Source organism: Limnohabitans sp. Rim8, assembly GCF_945869175.1.
In the GTDB taxonomy this organism is placed as follows: domain Bacteria; phylum Pseudomonadota; class Gammaproteobacteria; order Burkholderiales; family Burkholderiaceae_C; genus Limnohabitans_A.
In genome coordinates this window covers 1-9,068 of record NZ_CAMBNZ010000102.1, presented here as the reverse complement: position 1 = coordinate 9,068, position 9,068 = coordinate 1, and the positions used below count along the sequence as shown (strand labels likewise).

The 9,068-nt window shown below is 58.0% G+C and carries 9 protein-coding genes; all 9 read right to left on the bottom strand.

The window, feature by feature from the left end:
• Positions 1–123: 123 nt before the first annotated feature.
• The 9 genes from fliJ to Q0O19_RS12795 all read right to left on the bottom strand — a co-directional run bounded on the left by fliJ (position 124) and on the right by Q0O19_RS12795 (position 8,958).
• Positions 124–573, bottom strand: coding sequence for a flagellar export protein FliJ (gene fliJ, locus Q0O19_RS12835; RefSeq protein WP_295523588.1), 450 nt, complete (start codon positions 571–573; stop codon positions 124–126).
• A 19-nt stretch (positions 574–592) separates the two neighbouring features.
• The gene (locus tag Q0O19_RS12830) at positions 593–1,915 is read right to left on the bottom strand and encodes a FliI/YscN family ATPase (protein WP_295523586.1); all 1,323 of its coding nucleotides are present in this window, start codon (positions 1,913–1,915) and stop codon (positions 593–595) included.
• Complete coding sequence (locus Q0O19_RS12825) at positions 1,902–2,861, bottom strand: FliH/SctL family protein (RefSeq protein WP_295523584.1); 960 nt, start codon at positions 2,859–2,861, stop codon at positions 1,902–1,904. The genes Q0O19_RS12830 and Q0O19_RS12825 overlap by 14 nt, the downstream gene beginning before the upstream one ends.
• A complete protein-coding gene (gene fliG, locus Q0O19_RS12820) occupies positions 2,848–3,951 on the bottom strand; it encodes a flagellar motor switch protein FliG (RefSeq protein ID WP_295523582.1) in 1,104 nt (367 codons plus the stop codon). Before fliG ends, Q0O19_RS12825 begins: the two co-directional genes overlap by 14 nt.
• Before the next feature lie 22 nt (positions 3,952–3,973).
• Positions 3,974–5,827 (bottom strand): flagellar basal-body MS-ring/collar protein FliF, encoded by a 1,854-nt coding sequence (fliF, locus tag Q0O19_RS12815; protein WP_295523580.1) that lies wholly within the window; start codon positions 5,825–5,827, stop codon positions 3,974–3,976.
• A gap of 25 nt (positions 5,828–5,852) precedes the next feature.
• On the bottom strand, positions 5,853–6,212 hold the full coding sequence (gene fliE, locus Q0O19_RS12810) for a flagellar hook-basal body complex protein FliE (protein ID WP_295523578.1): 360 nt from the start codon (positions 6,210–6,212) through the stop codon (positions 5,853–5,855).
• Positions 6,213–6,223: 11 nt separating this feature from the next.
• Positions 6,224–7,681 carry a sigma-54 dependent transcriptional regulator gene (locus Q0O19_RS12805; protein ID WP_295523576.1) on the bottom strand — a complete coding sequence of 486 codons (1,458 nt, stop codon included), beginning with the start codon at positions 7,679–7,681 and terminating at the stop codon, positions 6,224–6,226.
• Between the two features lie 158 nt (positions 7,682–7,839).
• The gene (locus Q0O19_RS12800) at positions 7,840–8,052 is read right to left on the bottom strand and encodes a hypothetical protein (protein ID WP_295523574.1); all 213 of its coding nucleotides are present in this window, start codon (positions 8,050–8,052) and stop codon (positions 7,840–7,842) included.
• A gap of 54 nt (positions 8,053–8,106) precedes the next feature.
• Entirely contained in the window at positions 8,107–8,958 is an 852-nt protein-coding gene (locus Q0O19_RS12795; RefSeq protein ID WP_295523572.1) for a flagellin, read from the bottom strand.
• Positions 8,959–9,068: the final 110 nt, after the last annotated feature.

Genomic DNA, 9,068 nt, shown 5'->3' with positions numbered 1-9,068 from the left:
TATTATTGATATCTGTAAATTTATCGATTAGATTTACAATTATTTATGAATAATTAATATATATTTTTATGAATAAATTTATTATTTTTTAAATATTTTAATAAGTCAAGCCTTGAACGCTCGTCAGATTTGAGGACTCAGGTTGAATTTGCGCACGCCCAGCTCGTCCATTTGCCTTTGCTCGTCGCGCATCACATCGCGGGCCACGGCTTTGGCGTCTTGTTCGGCCAAGGATTCCATTTTGTGAAGTTCGACCTCGGCCAACACCCTTTTTTTGCGCATTTGGGCCAATGTGGCCCGGGCTTTGCTCAGGTCGAGCACCACGCGTTGCTGCAAAGTGAGCAGTTGCGCCATGAATTGGCGGTGGTTCATGCTCGCTTGCATGCCCATGATCGGCGCCGTGTTTTGGTTTTCCTGCAGGCGGTACTCGTCGTACAGACTGCACAGCCGGGCGTGGCTGGCTTCCAGTTGGTCCACGCGGGCCAGTGCCTTGGCGATGTCGGTTTGGGCTTCGTTGACCGCGTCTTGGGCTTTGCGAACCAATACGGGCCAGCAGTTTCGAGCTTGTCTCATGGGTGAGGCCTTGGATGGGTCAGACCGACATCAGGTGGTGAACTTCGTGCCTTGTGGCGGCGACGTCCTGGCCCGTGTGCATGTCTTGTTGAAGAAAATGTTCCATCGATGTGCGCAATCGGATGGCTTGGTCCAGGTCGGGGTTGCTGCCGGCTTCGTAGGCGCCCACCTGTATCAGGTCTTGGTTTTGTTGGTACAGCGACCACAGGCGTCGAAACCGGTTGGCCAGTTTTTGGTCTTCGGGCGACAGCAGGTTTTGCATCACCCGCGAGATCGAGCCGTTCAGGTCGATCGCGGGGTAGTGCGCCGCATCGGCCAGCTTGCGCGACAGCATCACTTGGCCATCGAGCGAGGCGCGGGCAATGTCCACAATCGGATCGTTGGCGTCGTCGCCTTCGGCCAGCACGGTGTAGATAGCGGTGATGGAGCCCACGCCGTGGCGACCCACACCCGCACGTTCAATCAAGTTGGGCAGCAGTGCAAACACCGAAGGGGGGTAGCCTTTGGCGGTGGGGGGCTCGCCCACGGCCAGGCCAATTTCGCGTTGTGCGTGGGCTACGCGGGTCAGGCTGTCCACCAGCATCAAGACGTTTTTGCCTTGATCGCGGAAATACTCGGCAATGACGTGTGTCATGTGGGTGGCTTTGAGGCGCAGCACCGGCGACTCATTGGCGGGGGCGGCAATCAGCACCGATTTGGCCAGACCTATTGGCCCCAAAGACTCTTCAATGAACGCCTGCACTTCGCGGCCGCGCTCGCCAATCAGGCCAATGACCACCACGTCGGCTTCGGTGAAGCGGGTCATCATGCCCAGCAACACGCTTTTGCCGACCCCCGAACCGGCGATCAGGCCCAGACGCTGACCCCGGCCAATGGTCAACATGCCGTTGATGGCTTTGACGCCCACGTCCAAAATTTCCTTGATCGGTCCGCGCTCCATCGGGTTGATGGGACGGCCTTGCAGGCTGAGCACGTCGGTGCAGACCGGGGCGGGCCTGCCGTCCAGGGGCTGGCCCCGCCCATCCAAAACGCGGCCCAGAAGTTCTGGTCCCAGAGCCACTTGTGAGGTGTGGCTGAGCACCGACACTTTGGCCCCTGGCCCAATACCTTGGGGCTCGGTGAAGGGCAAAAGGTAGAGTGTGTCGTCGTTGAAACCGACCACTTCGGCCTCGACCCGGTGGCCAAACTGGCCCACCACTTCACAGCAAGCGCCCAACGGCGCCATCAGGCCCCGCGTTTCCAGACGCATGCCCACCAAGCGCACCAAGGTGCCATTGCGTTGGGGGTCCGGAGCGTGCAGCTCGCCAATGAGTTGGCTGACCTCTGCGTCAAAGTTCATCATGGGTGTCGTCTGGCGGTGGGGCCGAAGGGTTCAAAGGCGGTTTGGGGGACTTGATGTCGGAGTCTTCGACGTCTTCAACGTCAAGGACTTGTCGGCTCCAGTCACGGCTGGGGGTGTCGGCGGGCAAGGCTTCTGCGCGTTCTTTGACCAAGGACGATTGCTGCATCCAGGCTTCTGGCTGGGCCAGCAAACGCCGGGCCAAGGGTTCTAGGCGGTTTTCAATCAGGTCTTGCACCACGCTGTCTTGCACCCGCACGCGCACACTGCCCGGGCGCAGCAAGGTGTCGGGTTCGAGCTGCATGTGGTCGGTGACCGACTTGCCCATCTCTTTGAGGCGTTGCAAATCTTCGGGATTCACGCTGACATGGACAGGCAGGGCCGCGTGGTCCAGTTGCTGAATGCAAGCTTGGACCAGGTTGTGAATGGCTTGGCCCGACAGTTGCAGTTCGGCCCGCACCAGTTGCTCTGCCAGATGCAAAGACAATCGCTTGAGGGGTTCAAAAAACCGCTGAGGGTCTTGGCTGATGCTGCGCAACTCGATGCCCAGGTGACGCACCAGTTCGCGCTCTTTGCTGCGCTCGGTCTCGTGCTCTTCTCGCACCTTGGCTTGGCCTTCGAGCAAGCCGCGTTGGTAGGCTTCATCACGCAGCGCCTCCAGGGCGGCATCCGTCCACGGCGATTCAGTCTCTACCGCGGTCGCAGTGGCTTCGCTGGTGACCAAATCTGTCTCGTCGGTTGTTGGATAGACTTCGTTGTGCGTGACTGGTAATTCGGTTGTCAAACCCTCGGTGGGTTCGATTTTTTCGGCCACACGCCAGGGACCAAAGGCGCGGGCCGAGGCCTCGTCCCATTGGGTGCGCAAAAATCGGGGGGCTTGTACCTTGCTGTTGAGCAAGGGGTTGATGCTCCAGACCGCGGGTTCCGGGTGGAGATCAGACAAAGCCATCGCCGCCTCCCGCCAGCACCAACTCGCCCGCATCGGACAGCTTGCGTGCCAAGCGCATGACGTTCTTCTGGGCCTCTTCCACTTCGGTGATGCGCAAAGGGCCTTTGCTTTCCATGTCGTCCACGAACATGACGCGGGCACGGGCCGACATGTTGTCGAGGAACTTGTCCTTGACAAAGTCCGGTGCACCCTTGAGGGCCACCATCAACAGGTCGGGCTCGGCCTTGCGCATGATGGCCTGGATGCCACGGTTGTCCACGCTCACCAAGTTTTCGAAAGTGAACATGTTGTCCTGAATGCGTTGCATCAGGTCCGCGTCGATCTGCGACAAGCCGATCATGATGGAACTTTCCAGCTCGACTTTCACCGAGTTCATGATCTGCGCGGCGGCCTTCACGCCACCGAAGCTGGACGATTTGGACGACGAGTTCGTGGCGAACTGCTTCATCATGATTTGTTCCAACTCTTCCATGGCCGACGGTTGCACTGTCTCCAAGCTGGCAATGCGCTGGATGATTTCAGGGCGTGATTCGGCAGGCAAAAAGTTCAGCACGTCGGCAGCCACGGTGTATTCGAGCACCGACAAGATGATGGCCGTCACCTGGGGGTGTTCGCCGCGGATCATCTCGGCAATCGAGCGTGCGTCCATCCATTTCAAAATTTCCAAGCCCTTGCTGCCTTGGCCCGGCATGATGCGGCTGAGCACCGATGCCGCTTTGTCGTCACCCAGTGCGCGTTTGAGCACTTTTTCGACATAGTCGCCGGTGCCCAAGCCCAAGCTGGTTTGTTTTTTCAGCATGTTGACAAACTCATCCAGCACGATGTTGACCGCCTCTTGGGACAAATCCGACACCGACACCATGGCCGCACCCAAAGACTGCACTTCTTTAGGGTTCAAGAACCGAATGATTTCGGAAGCTTGTTGTTCACCCAGCAAGAGCATCAAAACAGCCGCACGTTGCGTGCCTGTCAGTTCGGCCAATTCCTTGGCCAACTCTTCGGTCATCGCGATGGGTAAATTGGCCGCAGGGGCTGCAGGGGCTGCAGCAGCGCCCTTGTCAGCTTTGTCGTCGGGTTTTTTGGTTGCCATGGTCTTGATTCCTTGATGTGCTTCAGTTGACCTTGATCATGCCCTTGAGCACGTTGGCCACACGGCCTGAGTCTTCGGCCACCAGCATTCGAATGAGCGCCACTTTGTCGTCGTAGGTGTTGGCGGTGTCCAGCATGTCCATGGAAATGCTCGACTTCTTGGGCTTGAGCTTGGCTTTGATCTCTTGCAAGCTGTCGCCTTCGCCAATCTGGATCATGCGCATGTCGTCTTCGCTCAACTCGCCGTCGCTCAGGGCCGCCTTGGCTTCTTCGGCTTGTGCCACACGGTCCTCGTAGATGTTGCGCATGATAGGGCGAATCACGATGAACAAGAAGACGATGAAACTGATGGCCAGCAAGCTGCTCTTGATGCCTGTTTGGACGACATCTTCCAGGTACCAAGGAATGGTTTCCAAGTTGGCGGGGGCTTCAAACTTGGCGGGCACCACCGACACGTTGTCACCGCGTTGTTGGTCAAAACCCACCACACCGCGCACAACTTGCAGCATTTGCTCCAATTCTTGCGGCGTGTAAGCCACAGTGGTGGGTGCGTTGGGCACCACGGGGGCGTCTTTGGCGGGAGGGGGCGCTGGGCGCTCATTCACCACCACGGCCACGCTGATCTTCATCACGCCGCCTGTGGCATTGCGCACATGGCGCACCGTGCGGTCCAACTCAAAGTTGCGGGTCGAACGGCTGCTGAGTTTGCTGCCCGATTCGGCTTGCCCTTTGTTGGGATCTGCAGTGGTCGCGTCGGTCACGGTGGGGGCGACCGGTGCCGTGTTGGCCAAGGCGCCAGGGATGCCCTCGGCCGCTTTGCTGGCAGCACGGTCTTCGGCCAGCACTTCTGAGCGGGTACGCGGGCCTTTGTCGCGGTTGTCAAAGTCTTCGGTGGTGCTTTCAATTTGGGTGAAATCGAGCGACAAGTTGACCTGCGAACGCACATTGGTTTCGCCCACCATGGGGGACAAAATTTGCATGATGCGGTTGCGGTACACCTCTTCGAGCTGCTGTTTGTGCTGCTCTTGGGCCGAAGTCAAACCCAGCTTTTGCTCGGTGGCCGACTCGGTCATGAGTTTGCCAACGTTGTCGACCACGGTGACGTGGTCAGGCGACAGGTAAGGCACGCTGGATGAGACCAGGTGAACGATGGCTTGAACCTGTGAGGCCGACACAGCGCGGCCAGGGTAGGGGGCTAATACCACGGAGGCTTTGGGAGGGGTACGGTCACGCACAAAAACACTTTGCTTGGGGGTGGCCAAGTGCACGCGGGCGCTTTGTACGCTGCCAATTTGCATGATGCTGCGTGCCAACTCTTGTTCCATCGCGGCATTGACCTTGACCTGTTCCATGAATTGGCTGGTGGTCATGGAGGACTGCTCTTTCAAACCATCCAAGCCAGTTGCGCCCGCTTTGGGCAAGCCTTGCGAGGCCAAAAAGATGCGGGCTTCATGAAAGCGATTGCTCGGCACTGTCAGTTGGCCCGTGGCCGGGTCAATTTTGGGGCTGAAGTCCGCTGTCTTGAGCGACTCAAACGCCTTTTGCTGATCGGCCTCTTGCAGGCCCGGCATGACGGGGCGGTAAGGCACCACGTTCATCCAGGCATAAATCAAACCAAAAACCACCACAGCCACCAGCATGACGATCAGCGGCAACACCTTGCGCACCGAGGGCTGGTTGATGACTTTAGAAAATGAATCGGACAGACCCTTGGTGCTCCAAGGGCTCAGGCTGGTGCCTGCGGCTTTGCCGTCTTTGTCGCTTGCACCGGGGACGGTGGCCAAACTGCTGCCACCCGTGGTGGTGGCCGGTAAGTTGTCTGCCCCCTGGGGGGATGTCATCAACCCGGTGTTCATTGTTGCGATTGCTGCAGCCATGTTGTTTCTTCTTCAGTTATGAGGGTCAGACTGGCATGTTGAGGATTTCCTCATAAGCCTTAAGCACCTTGTTGCGCACTTGCAAGGTGGCTTCAAAAGCCAAGGAAGACTTTTGCATGCCCAGCACCACATCGGTCAGTGCCATGTTTTCGCCACGGTCAAAAGCGGTACGCATGTCAGACGACTGCACTTGCAAGTCGTTCACCTGCCCAAGGGCGCCGGACACGAAGTCGGAAAAACCTGTTTTTTGGACACCGCCTGCAGCGCCACCCAACTCGCTGGCACCGGGCATCGACCCAGTTTTGCCAGCGGCTTCGCTTTGGTGGCTGCGCAGGGTTTGCAGCATCGACTGGATGCTGGCGGGGGAAATGGCTTTGTCGATCATGCGTGTCTCCTTCAGCAAGCCGCGCTGGCCATGCCCAAGCCATGCTCACGCAGCTGCGCGAGCTTGTAGCGCAAGGTGCGTGGGCTGATGCCCAAACGCTTGGCGGCTTCTGTTTTGCTGGGGGTGTTGGCCAAGGTGGCCATGATCACCTGGTGTTCGTTCATGCGGGCGGCGCTGTTCAAGTCGGTGGCCTGAGGCAGCACTTCTGGCATCGCGCGCTCCACCATCAATGGGCTTGGCATGGCGCTGGGCATGTCAGCCAACGCGGCTGGTGCCTGCAAGGTTGTAGTTGGTGCCGGTGCGGGCGCTGCGACCAGAGCCGATGCGGTCAACCAGTCGTCAAACATCAGGTGTGCTGGGGTGACCACATGGTCGGCGCAGAGCACCATGGCGCGGCGCATCACGTTTTCAAGTTCGCGCACATTGCCTGGCCAAGGGTATTGCAACAAATGGGTTTGCGCCTGGGGCAACAACTGCCAAGGCTTTTTGTCATGTTGCAGCAAACATTGCATGGCCAAGGGGATGATGTCGCCCGGACGCTCGGCCAAAGGCAGCAGGCGCATGCGGAAGGTGGCGATGCGGTAGTACAGGTCTTCGCGGAACTCGCGCTCGGCGATGGCTTTTTTCAGGTCTTTGTTGGTGGCCGCCACAATGCGCACGTTCAGTTGGATGGTGCTTTGACCCCCCAGACGGGTCAGCTGTCGCTCTTGCAAGACCCGCAGCAGCTTGCTTTGCAGGTGCATCGGCATCTCGCCAATCTCGTCCAGGAACAAGGTGCCGCCTTGGGCTTGCTCAAACAAGCCTTTTTGCTCACGGTGGGCGCCGGTGAAAGCGCCTTTTTCGTGGCCAAACAACATGTCTTCGATCAGGTTTTCGGGCATGGCCGCGCAGTTCAGGGCCACAAACGGACCCTGTGCACGGCCAGAAGCCTCGTGCAGCACACGGGCCAACACTTCTTTGCCCGAGCCTGTGGGGCCGACCAGCAAGGCGGTCACATCGGCTTGGGCCACTTTTTGGGCCATGGCCAAGAGGTGCTGGCTGGCCGGGTCCACAAACACCACATTGCGCACAGGCTGGGGTGTCAGTCGAATGGCACTGGGATTGAGTTGGTTGTGCAGACGCAGCCAAGAAGCCTGACGCACATCTTGAGCGGCCAGCACTGTGAGGGCACCCGCTTGCGTGGCTTCCACGGCCAGGTCCAATTCATGGCGTTCGACACGGCAGACCACCGGGGTGCTCAAACCGGCGTCTTGCAAGAGTTGTTGAACAGCTTTAAGCCGTGTCACGTCGGCCGTGAGGTGCAACACCACCATGGCCGCATCGGCAGCATGGGTGAGCAAATGGTCGAGGGTGTTGACGGGCATCACTGCCCAGCCACTGACCTGCAGAGCTTGGCTGTGCTCTGGGCTCAGGGCGGCTTCGGGATCCAGCCAAAGGGCCAGTGGGTTGGTCGAGGGTTGTGACTTCACGGTGTTGGTCTCATGTTCAGATGAGACTAACTAAGCAACCCTTGTGCCAGCTTAATTTTGTATTTTTAAAAACCCAAAAAATAACAAAATGAATACTTTGATATTTTTATCAATATTGAAAAATTGACAGGGCTTGACGGAAGATTGACAGCCGAAAATCAGGCTTTGTTGGGTGCTTCTTTGGGCGAGAACAGACGGCAAAACTGGCCGTCGACGCGCAGCACTTCGAGAGAAGGAATCAAGCGCGACTGAAACCCCATGCTGCGGCAAGCATAAGGAGAAGAGGGGATGTGGGTGATCGCAAAATGCCGGCATTGCCAGCAGTTGGGGCCACGGCTGGCCGGCTCCTGTCCCTTGCCCAGATCAGACATGGCTGATGGGGCAAGGTGTGACAGTTTTCATCGAGACAACCTCAATACGGTTCATCAGCCGAGCAGTTTCAAAACCGATTGCTGGCTTTGGTTGGCCTGGGCCAAGATCGCCGTTGCCGCCTGCTGGATGATCTGCGAGCGCGCCAACTCGGCAGAGGCTTTGGCGTAATCCGTGTCCAAAATCCGGCTGCGCGATGCGCTGGAGTTTTGCGACACGTTGGTCAGGTTGTCCACTGCATACGTCAGACGGTTGATGGTGGCACCGTAGGTCGCGCGGTTGTCGTCAATCTCGCTGATGGCGAGATCTATAGTGGCCAAGGCTGACGATGCGGATGTTGCACTGCTCAAAGAAATACTGCTCACACCCAGGGTGCTGGTGGTGATCTCGTTGAGTTGAACCTCGATGCGGTCGGTGCTGGTGCCGTCCACACCCACTTGCATACGAACGTTGCCCGAGGTGCCGATACCGCCGGCACTGCCCGCACTGGCGGCGATGAACAGCTTCATGCCGTTCCACTCGGTGTTGTTGCCGATGCGGTTGATTTCGTCCTGCAGTTCGCTGACTTCGGCACTCATGGCCGAGCGGTCAGCGGCTGTGTAGGTGTCGTTGGCGGCCTGCACGGCCAGTTCACGCATGCGCTGCAGCATGTTAGTGATTTCGGTGGTGGCGCCTTCGGCCGTCTGCAAAAGCGAAATGCCATCGTTCGCGTTGCGAATGGCTTGGTTCAGGCCGCGAATCTGCGCGGTCATTTTGTTGCTGATCGCCAAGCCGGCCGCGTCATCGGAAGCGCTGTTGATGCGCTTGCCTGTGGACAGTTGCTCCATGCTGCTCGACAAGGCTCGGTTGTTCCGTGTCAAGGCGTTTTGGCTAATCAGGGAATTGATGTTGGTGTTGATGACGGTCATGGTTATTACTCTTTAAGAAATGGGTTTGAAAAGTGGTGTGACAGGACAGACTCAGTTGGGCGTTAATGCAAAAGCGTGGTCGCCAAATCGGGTGTCTCGGCAGAGACGAG